Below are 17,088 nucleotides of genomic sequence, written 5' to 3'. Positions count from 1 at the left end.
GTTCTTCGGTCGTCACAACCCGAATGCTGGACACCCTTCCTGCATGTCCGAAGCAGAACCAGCAAAGCCAGCTGACTTCGGAACTACTCGTCTAGGCCCTCTCGTCCCGGGCGGTGCGCAGCCGGTGCGGGGCGCGGCCGAGGACCAGGGTGCCGATCGCCCGGTCGACGCTCGGGCCGAGGAACCACTCGCCGGTGTGGTCGAGGCTGTAGACCCGGCCCAGCTCGTCGATGGCCAGCAGCGCCTGCCCGTACCGCTCCTCGCCGAGCGGGGCGAGCCGGGTGTCCAGGGCGCGGCCGAGGTCGGCCAGGGTGCGCGGGGCGTGCAGGCCGCAGCGGGGGTCGAGCAGGAACGGGGTGCGGGCCAGGGTGTCGCCCGGCCCGGGCACGTCGAAGGCCAGGCCGCCGAACTCCGCCCAGGCCTCGATCGCGGCCGGGAACACCGAGTGCTGCGGCTCCAGCGGACCGCCGTACGCGACCAGGGCGTCGGCCCACTGCTCGGCCTGCCGGATCTCCCAGCGGCCCGGGTGCCAGCCGGCCTGCTTGAGGGCGGCGGCCACGTCGGCCGGGAAACGGGGCTGGGTGCGGACGGTGCTGGCGTTCAGGGCGTGCTCCGGGGGTTCGGCGGCGGGGCGGGGGCTTCTAGCGGGCGGGCGGCCCGACCTCGACGCTGGCCACGTTCAGGTGGTCCAGCAGCGGGGCGCAGGAGCGGCACGGCGGGGCGTGCGTGCCGTGCGCCGGGTCGCCCTCCTCGCGGATCCGCAGCGTGGTCATCCGAGCCCCCTTGAGCGCCTTGCGGGCCTCCTGCACCGTCATCGGCTTGCGCGCGGCCCGCTTCGAGCGGGACGCGTCGACCTGCCCCAGGTACTGGGAGAGCAGCGCGGCCTCCGGGCAGCGGCCCACGAAGCGCTCGCGCTTGTCCACCGGCAGCGCCGCCAGGAACTCCCCGACCAGCGGGTGCAGCATCGGCGGCAGCTCGGACTTCTCCCCGGCCAGCGTGTGCACCTCGCCGCCGCGCAGCGACAGCGCGGCCGCGACCGCGGGCAGCAGGCTGTCGCGCTGGTGGCGCAACACGGGCGGCGGGCCCGACTGGTCCATGACTGCTCCTCGGCGTTGGTGCGGCGCACCGGCAGTTCTCCGCTGCCGGGGGTCTGCTGACGGACGGTGTGGATCACGTGCGGATCACGCAGGGTAGCGGGCCCCACTGACAGTGAATCCTCACCCCAGAGCATCCAGCCTGCCAAACCGTTCCGGGGTGCGCCGCGCCGGGGTCCGGACAGGGGGCGCGCGGGGGTGTACGGAGGGCCGAAGTCCCGCCCCGCGCCCCCCTGGTGGCGTTCATCGGTTTTGCCGATTGTGCCCCGGGCGGCCCGGCCGGGCCGGTACCGTTCGAGCGACGCGGCGGCAAGGGGGGTCTTGCGATGGGGTCGAACGTCGTGGCGCACGAGGCGCCAGGGGAACACGTGCCCACACCGGGCAGCACCGAACGGCAGCCCGACCGGCGGATCGGCCTGGCCGTGGTCGGCGCCGGCTACTGGGGCCCGAACCTGGTCCGCAACGCCCAGCAGACCGCCGCCCTGCGGCTGCACTGGCTGTGCGACCTCGACGAGGAGCGCTCCCGCAAGGTCCTCGGCGAGTACTCCACGGTCGCCTCCACCACCTCCTACGAGCAGGTGCTCGCGGACGAGCGGGTGCAGGCGGTGGCCATCGCCACCCCCGCCGGGGCGCACCACCGGCTGGCCCGGGCCGCCCTGGAGGCCGGCAAGCACGTCCTGGTGGAGAAGCCGATCACCACCACCGTCGAGGAGGCCGCCGACCTGGTCGCCCTCGCCGAGGAGCGCGGCCTGGTCCTGATGTGCGACCACACCTTCTGCTACACGCCGGTGGTGCGCCGGATCCGCGAGCTGGTGCACGGCGGCGAGATCGGCGACGTCCAGTTCTTCGACTCGGTGCGGATCAACCTCGGCCTGGTCCAGCCCGACGTGGACGTGCTGTGGGACCTCGCCCCGCACGACCTGTCGATCCTCGACTTCGTGCTGCCGCCGGGCGTCGAGCCCGTCGGCGTCAGCGCCCAGGCCGCCGACCCGATCGGGGCCGGCCGGGCCTGCGTCGCCTACCTGACGCTGCGCCTGTCCAACGGCGCGCTCGCCCACTGCCACGTCAACTGGCTCTCCCCGACCAAGGTCCGCACCACGCTGATCGGCGGCTCCCGCCGCACCCTGGTCTGGGACGACCTCAACCCGCAGGCCCGGCTCGCCGTCCACGACCGCGGCGTCGACCTCACCCCGCCCGACGAGCTCACCGACGCCATCCGGCACCGCGCCCTGATCTCCTACCGGGTCGGCGACGTGGTCGCCCCCGCCCTGGTCGAGCAGGAGGCGCTGCGCAACGTGATGGGGGAGTTCGCCGCCGCCATCACCGAGGGCCGCGCCCCGCTCACCGACGGCCGGGCCGGACTGCGCGTGCTGCGCCTGCTGCACGCCGCCTCCCGCAGCCTCGAACTGGGCGGCGCGACCGTCCCGGTGGACGCGGACCAGGACACCGACGCGATCACCCGCCAGCTTCCCGCCCAGCAGAAGGCCACCGCACGATGAACGCCGCCGTCCCCCTCGAAGGCTCCCGCTGCCTGGTCACCGGCGGCGCCGGCACCATCGGCTCCACCGTCGTCGACCAGCTGATCGTGGCCGGCGCCCGCGAGGTCGTCGTCCTCGACAACTTCGGCCGCGGCCGGATGGCCAACCTGGCCCGCGCCGAGGAGCTCGCCGCCCCCGGACAGCTGCGGGTCGTCGACGGCGACATCCGCGACCGGGCCCTGCTGCGCGAGCTGCTCGGCCCCGGCACCGACGTGCTGTTCCACCTCGCCGCGATCCGGATCACCCAGTGCGCCGCCGAACCCCGGCTCGCCCTGGAGGTCATGGTCGACGGCACCTTCGACGTGGTCGAGGCCGCCGCCGAGACCGGCGTGCGCAAGGTCGTCGCCTCCTCCACCGCCTCGGTCTACGGCCTCGCCGACACCTTCCCGACGCCCGAGACCCAGCACCCGTACCACAACGACACCCTGTACGGCGCCGCCAAGGTCTTCAACGAGGGCCTGCTGCGCAGCTTCCACGCCATGCACGGCCTCGACTACGTCGCCCTGCGGTACTTCAACGTGTACGGCCCGCGGATGGACGTGCACGGCCGCTACACCGAGGTGTTCATCCGCTGGATGGAGCGGATCGCCGCCGGACAGCCCCCGCTGATCTTCGGCGACGGCGCCCAGACCATGGACTTCGTCTACACCGAGGACATCGCCCGGGCCAACCTGCTGGCCGCCGCCGCCCCCGTCACCGACCGGGTCTACAACATCGCCTCCGGCACCGAGGTCTCGCTGCGCGGCCTCGCCGACGCGCTGCTGGTCGCGATGGACTCCGACCTGGACGTCGAGCACGGCCCCGCCCGGGACACCGCCGGCGGCGTGGTGCGGCGCCTCGCCGACGTCTCCGCCGCCGAGCGCGACCTCGGCTGGAAGCCCGAACTCGGCCTGGAGGACGGGCTGCGCGAACTCGTCGGCTGGTGGCGCGCCCAGGTGTGACCCGCAGGTCCGGCAGCCGGCAGTCCCGCGCGAGGCGAAGGAGCAGCACCATGTCCACCATCCCCGTCATGATCCCGTGGCTCGGCGAGGAGGAGGCCGAGGCCGCCGCCGAGGCGGTCCGCTCCGGCTGGGTCGCGCAGGGCCCCCGGGTGGCCGCGTTCGAGCGGGCGTTCGCCGAGGCCGTCGGCGTGCCGCACGCCGTCGCCGTCTCCTCCTGCACCACCGCCCTGCACCTGGCGATGATCGGCGCCGGCGTCGGCCCCGGCGACGAGGTCGTCGTGCCCTCGCTCTCCTTCATCGCCACCGCCAACGCCGTCACCTACGTCGGCGCCACCCCGGTCTTCGCCGACGTCGACCCGGCCACCGGCAACCTCACCCCCGAGACCGTCGCCCCGCTGCTCACCGCACGCACCCGGGCCGTCGTCGCGGTCGACCAGGGCGGCGTCCCGGTCGACCTGGACGCGATCACCGCCCTGGTCGGACCGCGCGGCGTCACCGTCGTCCAGGACGCCGCGTGCGCCGCCGGATCCACCTACCGCGGCCGCCCGGCCGGCGCGGGCGCCGCCATCGCCGCGTACTCCTTCCACCCGCGCAAACTGCTCACCACCGGCGAGGGCGGCATGGTCACCTGCCGGGACGCCGACCTCGCCGCCCGGCTGCGGCGGCTGCGCGAGCACGGGATGAGCGTCTCGGCCGCCGACCGGCACGCCGGCGCGGGCGGGGCCGGCGTCGTCGAGACCTACGACGAGATCGGCTACAACCACCGGATGACCGACGTCCAGGCGGCGATCGGCCTGGTCCAGCTCGGCAAGCTCCCCGCGATGGTCGCCCGGCGGCGCGAACTCGCCGCCCGCTACCGCGACCTGCTCGGCCCGGAACTCGCCGCCGGACTGGTCGACGACCCGGCGCACGGCACCGGCAACTTCCAGTCGCTGTGGCTGCTGCTCCCCGCGGGCGCCCCCGACCGCGCCGAGGTCCTCACCCGGCTCGCCGCCGACGGCGTCTCCGCCCGGCGCGGCATCATGGCCGCCCACCTGGAGGCCCCGTACAAGGGCACCGCCCGGGTGCCGCTCCCGGTCACCGAGACCATCACCGCGCGGTCGCTGATCCTGCCGCTCTACCACGCGCTCACGCACGAGCAGCAGGACCACGTCGTCGCGGCGCTCAAGGCCGCGCTGCGGCCCTGAACGGCCCCCCGCGCGGTCGACTCGCGTCCCCGCTCCCGCCAACGAGAGGCCCACGCCGTGACGAACATCCCCCTGGTCGACCTGCACGCCTCGCACGCCGAGATCGCCGACGAGGTCCGCGCGGGCTTCGACGCGGTGCTGGCGAGCGGGGCCTACATAAAGGGCCCCGACGTGGCCGCGTTCGAGCGGGAGTACGCCGAGTTCTCCGGCGTCGGGCACGCGGTGGGGACGGCGAACGGCACCGACGCACTGGAACTGGCACTGCGCGCCCTGGAGTTGAAGCCCGGCGGCGGGGTGGTGCTGCCCGCGAACACCTTCGTGGCGACCGCCGAGGCGGTGGTCCGGGCCGGACTGACCCCGGTGCTGGTCGATGCCGACGAGGAGCACCTGCTGATCGACGTCGAGCAGGCGGCCGCCCGGGTGCCGGACGCCGTCGCCCTGCTCCCCGTCCACCTGAACGGCCAACTCGCGCCGGTGGAAGCCCTGCTGGAGATCGCCGACGGACTGCCGGTGGTCGAGGACGGCGCCCAGTCGCAGGGCGCCACCCGGCACGGCCGGCCCTCCGGCAGCTGGGGCCGGATCTCGGCCACCAGCTTCTACCCCGGCAAGAACCTCGGCGCGTACGGCGACGCCGGCGCCGTGGTCACCGACGACGCCGACCTCGCCGACGCGGTGCGGCTGATCGGCGACCACGGCTCGGCCCGCAAGTACGTCCACGAGAAGTTCGGCTTCAACTCCCGGATGGACACCCTGCAGGCCGTGGTGCTGCGCGCCAAGCTCCGCCGGCTGCCCGCCTGGAACGACGCCCGGCGGGCCGCCGCCGAGCGCTACGACAAGCTGCTCGGCGACCTGGACGGCATCACGCTGCCCCGCACCCTGCCCGGCAACGAACACGTCTGGCACCTGTACGCCGTCCGCGTCGAGCACGACCGGGACGGCGTCCTGGCCGCGCTCCAGGAGGCCGGGATCGGCGCCGGCGTGCACTACCCCGTCCCGGTCCACCTGCAGCCCGCGTTCCGCCACCTCGGCCACCGCGAGGGCGCCTTCCCGGTCACCGAACGGGCCGCCGGACAGCTCCTCACCCTGCCGCTGTTCCCGCAGCTCACCGAGGACCAGCAGACCCGGGTCGCCGAGACGCTGGCCACCGCGCTGCGCCGCCGCTGAACCACGACGGGCACCGGCCGTACGGGTACCCCCGCGCCCCTGAACGCGCACGGCCGTTGCCCTAGGCTGGTCCCCGAGGAAATCGGCTTCTGCCAGTGGGGGACCACAGATGACGACAGGTCGGCCCGGCACCGCCGCCGCGCCCAACGCGGCGTACGCGGGCCAGGTGGTGCAGTTCCCGGACCCGGTCCGGGCCCAGCGGCACCCCCGGGGCGTGCGCGTCGACGAGAACGGGTACCCCGACTTCTCGCCGTACGCGGCCGCCGCCGCCGAGGTCGCCGACCCGCCGGCCGGCTTCGGCGTCGACGAACTGCGCCTGACCGACTACGTGTCGGCGAACGCCGCGCTCTACACCCAGGGCCACGAGCTCTGGGCCGACCTGGACTGCGCCGTCGCCACCCCGCCCGGCTGGACCTGGCACCACGCGGTCGGCGGCGCCGCCGGCGGCTGGCGCCGGATGGAACTCGTCCCGGTCGAGGTCAAGGCCCTGCTGCGGCACCACGGTGGTCTGGCCCGCTCCACCGCCGACCACACCCGCCGCGGCACCCGCCCGCTGCAGGACCACCGCCCCGCGCACTTCCCGCTCGCCAAGGACGGCGGCGACCCGGTCGCCGTCACCGAGGACCTCGTCCAGCGCGCCGAACAGCGCCTCGGCCACCCGCTGCCGCCCGCCTACCGGGACTTCCTCAAGCTGGCCGGCGGCCGCGCCCCGGCCGGCGTCGCCCTCGACGTCGACCTCGGCCTGCTGGTCGACCAGCCGTTCCTCACCCTCAGCGAGGAGTACGGCACCGACGACCTGGTGTACGCCAACAAGTGCCTGCGCGACCACCTCACCAAGGACCACCTCGCCGTCGCCTACCTGCAGGGCGGCCTGCTGACCGTCAAGGTCCGCGGCGAGGACACCGGCTCGGTCGGCTTCCTGCCCCACGACGACGCCCGCGACGACGGCTCCGACGAACCCGTCGAGCAGCGCGTGCGGCGCCTCCTGCTGCCCTGCGCCGACAGCTTCGACGCCTTCCTGCTGCGCCTCGCGGGCAGCCCCGCGGAGCTGGAGACCGTCGCCGAACTCATGGTGGACGGCGGCTTCGCCCGCGCCGTCCCGGTGAACTGACCAGAACGACAGGGGTGGGACGAGACGTGGTGACCACGTACGCGCAGGCGCAGGAGACCGCCGAGGACTGGATCAACGCCGGGGTGCCGCGCTCGCAGCACCGCGAGGTGAAGGTCCGCGAGTTCGACCTCGGCTACGTCTGCTGGGCCGTCGACGGCAGCGAGCACACCGGCGGCAACGGTACCTCGCCGCGCCTGGTGATCGCCCGCGACAGCGGCGCCAGCACCCTCTGGCCGCCGCTGCCGGTCAACGAGGTGGTCCGGCAGTACGAGGAGCTGTACGGCACCGCCGGCGAACCCAACCCGGCCGGCGCCGCCAAACCGGTGCGCGGCGCCGTCGAGGCCACCTCCTTCCTGCTCAGCCCCCCGCAGTGGCTGCAGGAGGCCGGCGCCGCCGCGATCGCCGCCGAGGCCGGACGCCTCGCCGCGCCCGCGCCGCCCGCCTCCCCGGCGCCGCCCGCACCGCAGCCGCAGCCGGTGCCGCAGGCCGCGCCGGGGCCGGAGTCCGGCGGGGAGGGCCCCAGCTACTTCACCGGCACGCCCACGCCCGTGCCCGGCACGCCCGTCCCGCCGCCGCCCGGCTCCGAGGCCGCCACCGTGCTCGCCCCGCCCCCGCCGCCCGGCTCCGAGGCCGCCACCCTGCTCGCCCCGCCCCCGCCGCCGGGGGCCACCCCGCCGTACCCGGTCGGCGGCCCGGCCACGCCGGTTCCCGGCACGCCCGTGCCGCCCGCGCCGTCGGCCGCACCCGCGCCCGCCGCGCCCGCGCCGGGGCCCGGGGCCGGGCCCGGGGTCAACTACGCCGCGACCATGCTCGCCACCGACGGCCCGCCCGGCCTGATGGGCCTGCCCGGCGCCCCCGGCCTGCCCGGTGCGCCCGGCGGCCCCGCCCCGCACGCGGGCGGCCGTTCCGGCCCCGGCGCGCCCCCGCCGCCCCCGCCCAGCGACCTGCTGCCGTCCAGCGGCGGCCCCGCCCCGCACACGGGCGGCCGCTCCGGCCCCGGCGCGCCCCCGCCGCCCCCGCCCAGCGACCTGCTGCCGTCCAGCGGCGGCCCCGCCCCGCACACGGGCGGCCGCTCCGGCCCGACCGCCCCGCCGCCGCCCGCCCCCGCCGGGCTGCGCCCCGACGGCGCCGCGCCCGCCGCGCCGCCCGCCGCGCCCGCCGCGCCGCCCGCCGCGCCCGAGTCCGCCGCCGTCGCCCACCAGGCCACCCAGCTGGCCCCGGCGATCGAGCTGCCGCCGGGCGCCACCCCGCCGTTCCCGGGCCCCGGCGGCCCCGGCCCGGCCCAGCCGCCGTTCCAGGCGCCCCCGCCGCCGTTCCCCGGCGCGCCCGGCCCGGTGGCCCCGCCGCCGGCCGGCCCGCCGACGGTCGGCCCCGGCACCACCGCCGTGGTCAACTACCGGGGCCCGGACGGCTCCGAGCTGAACCTGGTGATGACCTCCGAGCTCGGCACCCCGCACCCCGAGTGGAGGGCCCTGCAGGAGCTGCGCCGCCTCGGCGTGCCCCCGGACCAGGTGCTGGAGGTGCACACCGACCTGGAGCTGTGCGACCTGCCCGGCGGCTACTGCGCCCGGATGGTCCGGGCGTCCTGGCCGAACGCCCGGATCAGCCACACCGCCCCGTACGGCCGCGACGCCGCCGGCCGGCAGGCCGGCATGAACGTGCTCAGCGAGCACGTCGAGCAGCTGCACCAGCTGGTCTCCGCGCCGCCGCGCCCGCGCACCGTCCGGGTGCCGCTACCCGCGCCCGGCAGCGTCCCGCAGCTGCCGCCCCCGCCGCCGCAGCAGCTCGCGGCGGAGCTCGGCGGCATGTTCGGGCCGTCGATGTTCCGGTTCGAGCAGCGCGCGGTCGCCCGCCAGGGCGTCCCCGAGGTGGTCGCCCACGTCCTGACGTGGGTCGGCCTGCCGCGCGAGTTCGCGCCGTTCTTCTGGGCCCAGGCGCAGGAGGGCCGGCCGATCCCGACGCTGGCCGAGCTCGCCGCCGAGCGCGGCCTGCCGGCCGGCCCGGACTTCGGCGGCTACCTGGTGCTCGGCAACGACTACGGCCGCCAGCTGTGCGTCCAGTACGGCACTGCGGCGGTGGTCGCCGTCGACCTGGAGAACCCGGCCGAGCCGCCGCGCTTCGTCAACTCGGGCGTCCCCGAGTTCGTCGCCTGCCTCACCGTGCTGGCCCGGATGTGGCGCCTGCGGCTCGGCCTCAACCCCGAGCAGGCCGGCCGCTGGACCACCGACCTCCAGGCCCAGCTGACCGCCTTCGACCCGGCCGCCGTGTACACCCCCGAGAGCTGGTGGGCGGTCCTCGTCGAACAGCTCTGGGACGGTCTGCTGTAGCCCCGCCGCACCCGCGCCGCGCGGCCGGTTCCCCCGGCCGCGCGACCGGACCCTGTTTGGTTTGCGTTCGTATCTGCGCAAAATAGGTCAATGGGACGGTTCAGCCGACCCACCCGAACCACGCATCCGGCGGGGCCGCGCAGCCCGCGAGCACGAGGAGAACAGCCGAAATGAGCGACGCCGTGTCCCAGTACGGCTTCACCGTGTCCCGGCGCGGCTACGCGCCCGACCAGGTCGACGCGGCCGTCACCGCCCACAGCCGCGCACGCGACGAGGCGTGGGAGCGGCTCAGCGTCCTGGGCGGTGGCCTGCGCGAGATGGAGAAGCGCCTCGCCGAGATCCGGCAGGCCGCCGAGGACGCCCCCGACCCCGACTTCGCCGAGCTCAGCGACCAGGCGGCGGCCCTGCTCGGGATCGCCCTGAACGAGGCCGACGCCATCCACGCTAAGGCCAAGCGCTCCGGCGAGGACGCCCGGGACGCCGCCCACGAGGCCGGCGAGGCCGCCGCGAAGGCGGCGAAGGAGTTCGCCCTCAAGCTGCGCGAGGAGACCGACCAGTTCGTCCGCCGCACCGACGAGCGCAGCCGCGCCGAGGCCGAGCGCATCCGCGCCGAGGCCGACGCCGAGGCCCGCGCCGTCGTGCACGCCGCGACCGGCCACGCCGCCCGGGTCCGGGTCGCCGCCGCCAACGCCTCCGAGCAGTCCGAGACCGCCCTGGCCGAGCGCCGCCGCAAGGCCGACGAGGACTTCGCCGCCGCCGAGGCCGCCGCCGACGCCGCCGTGGCCAAGGTCACCGCCGCCGCCGACGCCCGGGTCAAGGAGGCCGAGCAGCACCGCGAGGCGATGCTGGCGGAGGCCCGCCGCCTCGACACCGAGGCCCAGGCCAAGGCCGACGCCGCGCTCGCCGCCGCCCAGGAGAAGGCCGCCCGGATCAGGGCCGCCAGCGAGCGCGAACAGGCCGACTTCACCAAGCGCCTCGACAAGGTCCAGACCCACCTCGACCACATCAAGGGCACCCTCGCCTCCCTCACCGGCGCCGCCGTCGGCGCCATCGAGGACCCCGAGGACCCGGAGGACGCCGCCCCCGCGAAGCCGGCCGCCCCGGCCGTCGACCAGCCCACCACCGTCCTCGGCCCGGTCAAGGCCAAGCAGGACGACCCCCGCAAGCCCTACACCCCGCCGGCCCCCGCCGCGCCCCCGGCCCCGCCCGCCAAGCCCGCGAGCTTCAACAAGGACCCGCTCCCGCCGAAGCCCGCGACCGAGCCGAAGCCCGCGGCCGCTCCCGAGCCGAAGCCCGGCCCGGACGCCACCGTCGAGGACCGCATCGTCCCGAAGATCGTCATCGTCGACGACGGCATCGACCACGACACCCGCCCGGACCGCAACCGCATCCAGCGCAGGGGCTGAGGCCGGAGGCCCCCGCCGGGGCCCCCGCCCGCCGCTACAGGACCTCGACCGTCGACCCCGTGAGCCGCCGCCGGCAGTCCAGGACGTACCGGGCGTGGGTGGTGACCGCCTCGTAGTCGAACTCGTCGTGGTCGGCGAGCAGGACGACCGCGTCGGCGGCCGCCAGCTCCTCGGGGGTGGCCTCGACGCGGTGGACGCCGGCCAGCGGGCCGCCCTCGTGGGCGGGGGTGCGCTGGCCGGGGACGTGCGGCTCGGCGACGTGCACGCCCGCGACGACGTGCGGGTCGGCGGCGCGGACCTCCGCGCCCTGGCGGGTGAGCAGGTCGACGATCCGGGCGGCGGGGGTCTCCCGGGCGTCGCCGGTGTTGGCCTTGTAGGCGAGGCCGAGGACCAGCACCCGGGAGCCGTTCACGCTGCGGCGGCGCTGGTTGAGCGCCTCGGTGAGGCGGCGCACCACGTAGTCCGGCATGTGGCTGTTGACGTCGTTGGCGAGCTCGACGAACCGGAAGGACTGCCCGAGCGCGCGCTCCACCCGCCACGACAGGTAGGACGGGTCGATCGGCAGGCAGTGCCCGCCGACGCCCGGACCGGGGGTGAAGCGCAGGAAGCCGAACGGCTTGGTGGAGGCCGCGTCGATCGCCTCCCAGACGTCGATGCCGAGGTCGTGGGCGAACATCGCCAGCTCGTTGACCAGCGCGATGTTCACGTGCCGGAAGGTGTTCTCCAGCAGCTTGGTCAGCTCCGCCTCCTTGCAGGAGGAGACCGGCACCGTCCGCTCGACCAGCTGCCCGTAGAAGCCGGCCACGGCGGCCAGGCCCTCGGGGGTGGTGCCGGAGACGACCTTCGGGGTGTTCTCCAGCTTCCACACCGGGTTGCCGGGGTCGATCCGCTCCGGGCTGTAGCCGAGGTGGAAGTCGCGGCCGGCCCGCAGCCCGGAACCCTCCTCCAGCAGCGGGGCGAGCAGCTCCTCGGTGGTGCCCGGGTAGGTGGTGGACTCCAGCACGACCGTCGCGCCGCGCTTCAGGTGCCGCCCCAGCAGCCTCGCGGACGCCTCGATGAAGGAGAGGTCGGGCACGCCGTCCCGCAGCGGGGTCGGGACGGTGATCACCGCGACGTCGAAGTCCGCGACGTCGGCGGGCTCGGCGCTGGGCAGGTACGCCCCGCCGTCGAGCAGCGGACGCAGCCGCTCCGCGGGGATGTCCTCGACGTACGACTCGCCGACCGCGAGCCGCTTGACCCGGCGCACGTCCACGTCGTAGCCGACGACCCGGTGGCCCACCTCGGCGGCGCGGACCGCCAGCGGGAGTCCGACATAGCCCTGACCTGCGATGACGACGCGCATGACGAAGAAACCCCCTGAAAGGACCGGTGTCCCCACACCTTCTTCACACGAGGGTACGGAGCCTGGACCTCCGTGCGGGCGGCTTCGCCCGAAGTGGTGCGGGAGCGGCGGGAGGGCCCGGAAACGCAGGACGCCGAGACCCGCGGCACCCGCCCGGGAGCGGGCGCCGCGGTCCTCGGCGTGAGTGGCACGGGCGCCCCCACCCAGGGTCGCCCGGCCTTCGCACTCCCGACCCCCATCGAGGTGCGACCGCGCTTCCACAGCCATCCCCCACGGTTGGATGCGGCCTGCGCTGACATCCATGGTGCGCGTCCACCATGGACGCACAGTGACAGCAATGTGTCGACCGCATGATCTCTGGACAAGCCGTGCCGGATACCGGTCAGTCGGGACGATCCGCCCCGAGGGCGCGGGAGGGGACGCCGCACCGCGTGCGCGGCGCCGGCGCGGCGTAGGCTGGACACCCCCCGGGCGCACCGCGTTCCGGGCCTGTCGCGCTGCCCGGCCGTCGCTGTGCCGGGCCACTCCCCGTCGTGGAGAAACTGACGTATGAGCTTGTCCGGACTGCTCGATGTCGTCGTACGGGACGCCGCCCTCGCCGAGGCGATCGAGGCGGCGGCCACGGGGCACAGGCAGCACCTCGACCTGGTCGGCCCGCCCGCCGCCCGGCCGTTCGCGATCGCGGCGCTGGCCCGCTCGCTGGCCGGCCGGGGCGGTGAGCGGGGCCGGCCGGTACTGGCCGTCACCGCCACCGGGCGGGAGGCCGAGGACCTGGCCGCCTCGCTCCGCTCGCTGCTGCCCGCCGACGCGGTCGCCGAGTTCCCGGCCTGGGAGACGCTGCCGCACGAGCGGCTCTCCCCGCGCTCGGACACCGTCGGCCGCCGACTGGCGGTGCTGCGCCGGATCGTCCACCCCAGGGCGGACGACCCGGCCGCCGGGCCGGTGCAGGTGGTGGTCGCGCCGGTGCGCAGCGTGCTGCAGCCGCAGGTGAAGGGCCTGGCCGAGCTGGAGCCGGTGGCGCTGCGCCGGGGCGAGCGGCACGACCTGGAGGAGGTGGCCCGCGGACTGGCGGCCGCCGCCTACGCCCGGGTCGAACTGGTCGAGAAGCGCGGCGAGTTCGCGGTGCGCGGCGGCATCCTGGACGTCTTCCCGCCGACCGAGGAGCACCCGCTGCGGGTGGAGTTCTGGGGCGACGACGTCGAGGAGATCCGCTACTTCAAGGTCGCCGACCAGCGTTCGCTGGAGATCGCCGAGCACGGCCTGTGGGCGCCGCCCTGCCGGGAGCTGCTGCTGACCGACCGGGTGCGCGCCAGGGCCGCCGAGCTGGCGGTCGCGCACCCGGAGCTGGCCGAGATCCTGGACAAGATCGCGCAGGGCATCGCGGTCGAGGGGATGGAGTCGCTGGCCCCGGTGCTGGTGGACGACATGGAGCTGCTGCTCGACGTGCTGCCGACCGGCTCGGTCGCCGTGGTGTGCGACCCGGAGCGGGTCCGCACCCGGGCCGCCGACCTGGTCGCCACCAGCCAGGAGTTCCTGGCCGCGTCCTGGGTGGCCGCGGCGGCGGGCGCCGACCGCCCGATCGACCTGGAGGCGATCGACGTCTCGGCCGCCTCGCTCCGGTCGCTGGCGGACGTCCGCGAGCACGCGGCGGGCATCGGCCTGCCGTGGTGGTCGGTCAGCCCGTTCGCCACCAGCGACTCCACCGTCGACGGCGTCCTCGAACGCGACGCCGACACCCTGACCCTGGGCATGCACGCCGTCGAGGCGTACCGGGGCGACACCGCGCGGGCGATCGCCGACGCCAGGGACCGGCTGGCCGCCGACTGGCGGGTGGTGATGGTGACCGAGGGCCACGGCCCGGCGTCCCGGCTGGCCGAGGTGCTCGGCAACGAGGGCATCGCGGCCCGGCTGGTCGCCGACCTCGCCGAGGCCCCGACCCGGGACGTGGTGTACGTCTCGTGCGGCTCGATCGAGCACGGCTTCGTCGACGAGGAGCTGAAGCTCACCGTCGTCACCGAGACCGACCTGTCCGGCCAGAGGTCCTCCACCAAGGACATGCGCCGGATGCCGTCGCGCCGCCGCAACGCGATCGACCCGCTGGCGCTGGCGGCCGGCGACTACGTGGTGCACGAGCAGCACGGTGTCGGCCGGTACGTGGAGATGGTGCAGCGCACCGTGCAGGGCGCCACCCGCGAGTACCTGGTGCTGGAGTACGCGCCGGCCAAGCGCGGCCACCCCGGCGACCGGCTGTTCGTGCCGACCGACCAGCTCGACCAGGTCACCAAGTACGTGGGCGGCGAGGCGCCGACGCTGCACCGCCTCGGCGGCGCGGACTGGGCGAAGACCAAGCAGCGGGCCAAGAAGGCGGTCAAGGAGATCGCCGCCGACCTGATCAAGCTGTACTCGGCCCGGATGGCGGCCCCCGGCCACGCCTTCGGCCCGGACACGCCGTGGCAGCGCGAGCTGGAGGACGCCTTCCCGTACGCGGAGACGCCCGACCAGCTGACCACCATCGGCGAGGTCAAGGCCGACATGGAGAAGTCCGTCCCGATGGACCGGCTGATCTGCGGCGACGTCGGCTACGGCAAGACCGAGATCGCGGTGCGGGCGGCCTTCAAGGCCGTCCAGGACGGCAAGCAGGTGGCGGTGCTGGTGCCGACCACGCTGCTGGTGCAGCAGCACTTCTCGACCTTCGCCGAGCGGTACGCGAACTTCCCGGTCAACGTGCGGGCGCTGTCCCGGTTCCAGACCGACACCGAGGCGAAGGCCGTGCTGGAGGGCCTGTTCGACGGCTCGGTGGACGTGGTGATCGGCACCCACCGGCTGTTCGCCTCGGAGACCAGGTTCAAGGACCTGGGCCTGGTGATCGTCGACGAGGAGCAGCGCTTCGGCGTCGAGCACAAGGAGCAGCTGAAGAAGCTGCGGGCCAACGTGGACGTGCTGACGATGTCCGCGACGCCGATCCCGCGCACCCTGGAGATGGCGGTCACCGGCATCCGCGAGATGTCCACCATCACCACCCCGCCGGAGGAGCGGCACCCGGTGCTGACCTTCGTCGGCCCGTACGACGAGAAGCAGATCTCGGCCGCGATCCGGCGCGAACTCCTGCGCGAGGGCCAGGTGTTCTACATCCACAACCGGGTCGAGTCGATCGACAAGGCGGCCGCCCGGTTGAAGGACCTGGTGCCGGAGGCCCGGGTGGCGACCGCGCACGGGCAGATGGGGGAGACCCAGCTGGAGAAGGTCGTCGTCGACTTCTGGGAGAAGGAGTTCGACGTGCTGGTCTCCACCACCATCGTGGAGTCCGGCATCGACATCTCCAACGCCAACACCCTGATCGTGGAGCGCGGCGACACCTTCGGCCTGTCCCAGCTGCACCAGCTGCGCGGCCGGGTCGGCCGGGGCCGCGAGCGCGGCTACGCGTACATGCTGTACCCGCCGGAGAAGCCGCTCACCGAGACCGCGCACGAGCGCCTCGCCACCATCGCCCAGCACACCGAGATGGGCGCGGGCATGTACGTCGCGATGAAGGACCTGGAGATCCGCGGCGCCGGCAACCTGCTCGGCGGCGAGCAGTCCGGGCACATCGCGGGCGTCGGCTTCGACCTCTACATGCGGATGGTCGGCGAGGCGGTCGCCGATTTCCGCGAGTCGCTGGAGAGCGGCGGCGGGGAGCCGGAGGAGGAGCCGCTGGAGGTGAAGATCGAGCTGCCGGTCGACGCGCACGTCCCGCACGACTACGCGCCGGGGGAGCGGCTGCGGCTGCAGGCGTACCGCTCGATCGCGGCGGTCAACTCGGAGGCCGACATCGCGCAGGTCCGCGAGGAGCTGACCGACCGGTACGGCAAGCTGCCCGAGCCGGTGGAGAACCTGCTGCTGGTCGCGGGGCTGCGGCTGTTCGCCCGGCGCTGCGGCGTCGGCGACATCACCCTGCAGGGCACCTTCGTCCGGTTCGGGCCGGTCGAGCTGCGGGAGTCGCAGGAGCTGCGGCTGAACCGGCTCTACCCGCGCACCCAGGTCAAGGCGGCCGCCCGGCAGCTGCTGGTGCCGCGCCCCGGCAGCGGTGGCCGGATCGGCGGCAAGCCGCTGGTCGGGCGGGAGCTGCTGTCCTGGTGCGCCGAGTTCCTGGGCACCATGTTCGAGGACCTCAGGCGGTAGCGGGACCCACCCGCGCGCACCCGTCGACGGGGGCGCCGGAGGGCGGCCGACGGTCGCCCCCCGGCGCCCCCGTCCGCGTCTCCCGGCCCCCCGGCGCGGGTCAGGCCAGCTTCCACTGGCCGGCCTGCTGGGCGAAGCCGCTGTCCAGGGTGAACTGCACCTTGTCGAGCTTGGCGTCGGCCGGGACCTCGAAGGTGACGCAGCCCAGCGCGCTGTCCCCGGGGGCGACGGTCAGCGGGACGGGGAACTCCGGGCCGGCCTCGGTCTCGGCGATGGTCGCCTCGAAGTTCTGGCCCTGGGCGTCCACCAGCTTGGCGCTGTTGTGCGGGGAGTCGGAGTAGGCGGCGGTGCCGGTCGCCTTGATCCGGAACTGGACGGTGACGTAGCGCTTCCCGGCGGCGGGCTGGGTGTACTCGTCCGCGCCCTTGGCACCGTCGACGACCTTCACCACCGTGACGTCCGCGCTGTTGCTCTTCTCGGTGCCCTTGAGGGCGATGGTGTCACCGGTCTTCGCCACCGCGGGCTTCGCCGCGTCGGCCGCCGGGGCCGAGCCGCCACCGCCGGACGCGGCCGGCGCGGCGGCGGTGCTCTTGGGAGAGGTGGAGACCGCGTTGTCGCTCGGGCCGCAGGCGGTGGTGGCGGCGGCGAGCAGGGCCGCGCCGAGCAGGACGGCGGCGGAGCGGCGGGTGCGGAGGCGGACGGACATGGCGGGTTCCCCCCAGGAGGTCTGCGTGGGCCGGTGGTTCCGGCGACGGCTCCACTGAACCACTCTGCTGTGAACAGTGTCAATGATGATTCATCAAACGCCTCCGTTCACGTG

The 17,088-nt window shown here is 75.1% G+C and carries 12 protein-coding genes; 8 read left to right on the top strand and 4 right to left on the bottom strand.

Annotated features, from left to right (window positions below):
- Nucleotides 1-91: 91 nt before the first annotated feature.
- Both ACZ3J7_RS22860 and ACZ3J7_RS22855 read right to left on the bottom strand, forming a co-directional pair.
- Complete coding sequence (locus tag ACZ3J7_RS22860) at nucleotides 92-559, bottom strand: SUKH-3 domain-containing protein (protein ID WP_465624092.1); 468 nt, start codon at nucleotides 557-559, stop codon at nucleotides 92-94.
- A gap of 82 nt (nucleotides 560-641) precedes the next feature.
- On the bottom strand, nucleotides 642-1,097 hold the full coding sequence (locus tag ACZ3J7_RS22855; RefSeq protein WP_465624089.1) for a YwqJ-related putative deaminase: 456 nt from the start codon (nucleotides 1,095-1,097) through the stop codon (nucleotides 642-644).
- Between the two features lie 365 nt (nucleotides 1,098-1,462).
- On the opposite strand from ACZ3J7_RS22855, the gene ACZ3J7_RS22850 reads away from it, so the two are divergent.
- From ACZ3J7_RS22850 to ACZ3J7_RS22820, 7 genes are all read left to right on the top strand, one after another.
- Nucleotides 1,463-2,593: a Gfo/Idh/MocA family protein gene (locus ACZ3J7_RS22850; protein WP_465624087.1), complete on the top strand. Its 1,131-nt coding sequence runs from the start codon at nucleotides 1,463-1,465 to the stop codon at nucleotides 2,591-2,593.
- The gene (locus ACZ3J7_RS22845; protein WP_465624085.1) at nucleotides 2,590-3,573 is read left to right on the top strand and encodes an NAD-dependent epimerase/dehydratase family protein; all 984 of its coding nucleotides are present in this window, start codon (nucleotides 2,590-2,592) and stop codon (nucleotides 3,571-3,573) included. The genes ACZ3J7_RS22850 and ACZ3J7_RS22845 overlap by 4 nt, the downstream gene beginning before the upstream one ends.
- 50 nt (nucleotides 3,574-3,623) lie before the next feature.
- The gene (locus ACZ3J7_RS22840; RefSeq protein WP_465624083.1) at nucleotides 3,624-4,760 is read left to right on the top strand and encodes a DegT/DnrJ/EryC1/StrS family aminotransferase; all 1,137 of its coding nucleotides are present in this window, start codon (nucleotides 3,624-3,626) and stop codon (nucleotides 4,758-4,760) included.
- Between the two features lie 57 nt (nucleotides 4,761-4,817).
- Nucleotides 4,818-5,924 carry a DegT/DnrJ/EryC1/StrS family aminotransferase gene (locus tag ACZ3J7_RS22835; RefSeq protein WP_465624081.1) on the top strand — a complete coding sequence of 369 codons (1,107 nt, stop codon included), beginning with the start codon at nucleotides 4,818-4,820 and terminating at the stop codon, nucleotides 5,922-5,924.
- Between the two features lie 109 nt (nucleotides 5,925-6,033).
- The gene (locus ACZ3J7_RS22830) at nucleotides 6,034-7,035 is read left to right on the top strand and encodes an SMI1/KNR4 family protein (RefSeq protein WP_465624079.1); all 1,002 of its coding nucleotides are present in this window, start codon (nucleotides 6,034-6,036) and stop codon (nucleotides 7,033-7,035) included.
- Between the two features lie 14 nt (nucleotides 7,036-7,049).
- Nucleotides 7,050-9,362 carry an SUKH-4 family immunity protein gene (locus tag ACZ3J7_RS22825; RefSeq protein WP_465624076.1) on the top strand — a complete coding sequence of 771 codons (2,313 nt, stop codon included), beginning with the start codon at nucleotides 7,050-7,052 and terminating at the stop codon, nucleotides 9,360-9,362.
- 170 nt (nucleotides 9,363-9,532) lie between these two features.
- A complete protein-coding gene (locus tag ACZ3J7_RS22820; RefSeq protein WP_465624074.1) occupies nucleotides 9,533-10,768 on the top strand; it encodes a hypothetical protein in 1,236 nt (411 codons plus the stop codon).
- Nucleotides 10,769-10,802: 34 nt separating this feature from the next.
- On the opposite strand, the gene ACZ3J7_RS22815 is transcribed toward ACZ3J7_RS22820, so the two are convergent.
- Entirely contained in the window at nucleotides 10,803-12,110 is a 1,308-nt protein-coding gene (locus tag ACZ3J7_RS22815; RefSeq protein WP_465624071.1) for a nucleotide sugar dehydrogenase, read from the bottom strand.
- A 549-nt stretch (nucleotides 12,111-12,659) separates the two neighbouring features.
- Between ACZ3J7_RS22815 and mfd the strand changes: the two genes are divergently transcribed.
- Complete coding sequence (gene mfd / locus ACZ3J7_RS22810; RefSeq protein WP_465624069.1) at nucleotides 12,660-16,268, top strand: transcription-repair coupling factor; 3,609 nt, start codon at nucleotides 12,660-12,662, stop codon at nucleotides 16,266-16,268.
- Between the two features lie 100 nt (nucleotides 16,269-16,368).
- On the opposite strand, the gene ACZ3J7_RS22805 is transcribed toward mfd, so the two are convergent.
- Complete coding sequence (locus tag ACZ3J7_RS22805; RefSeq protein WP_465624067.1) at nucleotides 16,369-16,974, bottom strand: DUF4352 domain-containing protein; 606 nt, start codon at nucleotides 16,972-16,974, stop codon at nucleotides 16,369-16,371.
- Nucleotides 16,975-17,088: the final 114 nt, after the last annotated feature.

It is taken from the genome of Kitasatospora sp. NPDC015121 (genome assembly GCF_055562955.1).
Note: the sequence above shows the minus strand (reverse complement) of the source record. Positions and strands in the feature narration are given on the sequence as shown.

Excerpts from the sequence above, each read along its gene's own strand:
- ACZ3J7_RS22805 (WP_465624067.1), bottom strand. The coding sequence starts at position 16,974 with ATGTCCGTCCGCCTCCGCACCCGCCGCTCCGCCGCCGTCCTGCTCGGC.
- ACZ3J7_RS22815 (WP_465624071.1), bottom strand. The coding sequence starts at position 12,110 with ATGCGCGTCGTCATCGCAGGTCAGGGCTATGTCGGACTCCCGCTGGCG.
- ACZ3J7_RS22820 (WP_465624074.1), top strand. The coding sequence starts at position 9,533 with ATGAGCGACGCCGTGTCCCAGTACGGCTTCACCGTGTCCCGGCGCGGC.
- mfd (WP_465624069.1), top strand. The coding sequence starts at position 12,660 with ATGAGCTTGTCCGGACTGCTCGATGTCGTCGTACGGGACGCCGCCCTC.
- ACZ3J7_RS22840 (WP_465624083.1), top strand. The coding sequence starts at position 3,624 with ATGTCCACCATCCCCGTCATGATCCCGTGGCTCGGCGAGGAGGAGGCC.
- ACZ3J7_RS22845 (WP_465624085.1), top strand. The coding sequence starts at position 2,590 with ATGAACGCCGCCGTCCCCCTCGAAGGCTCCCGCTGCCTGGTCACCGGC.
- ACZ3J7_RS22830 (WP_465624079.1), top strand. The coding sequence starts at position 6,034 with ATGACGACAGGTCGGCCCGGCACCGCCGCCGCGCCCAACGCGGCGTAC.
- ACZ3J7_RS22855 (WP_465624089.1), bottom strand. The coding sequence starts at position 1,097 with ATGGACCAGTCGGGCCCGCCGCCCGTGTTGCGCCACCAGCGCGACAGC.